The 459-nt window shown below is 37.9% G+C and carries 1 pseudogene; it reads left to right on the plus strand.

The annotated features are described in order from the left end of the window. Positions 1–217 precede the first annotated feature (217 nt). Positions 218–459, plus strand: a pseudogene (locus NE665_RS24820) (sigma-70 family RNA polymerase sigma factor); the annotation flags it as partial.

The raw sequence follows: 459 nt of genomic DNA on the forward strand, positions 1-459 counted from the left end.
TCATACACTACCTAACAGCATTTTATCAACAACTGAATATCTCACAGCTTTAATAGCTCGTACAGACTATATGTTTTGTGCGGGCTTTTTTTGTACCCGAAAAAATTTTTTCAATTTTTTTCAAATTCATGCAACAAATCACACCTTGCTGTACAGATATGGTGCGGAAAGAGGGATAAACACTTTTCACGTCATAACGGAAAGGGGGTGTGATGATATGAAACCGTCGGACTTCCAAAAGACAATACAATGTCAATTTGACTGTAAGCTCAAGCGTGTAGTAAAAGGCATTGTCCGTAATTATCGCAAAGAATTAAAGCGACGAAGAAATAAGGAAATTTCTTATTGTGAACTTCCAGAAATCGTCGTGGAAAAACTGGCAGTCTGGGACGAATACGAAAGCGATTATACCGCCTTTGATGTATGTGGTATTGAGGTTCGTGTCCTTGATGATGATTT

Source organism: Clostridium sp. DFI.1.208 (assembly GCF_024463855.1).
Taxonomy (GTDB): Bacteria; Bacillota_I; Bacilli_A; order Erysipelotrichales; family Erysipelotrichaceae; genus Clostridium_AQ.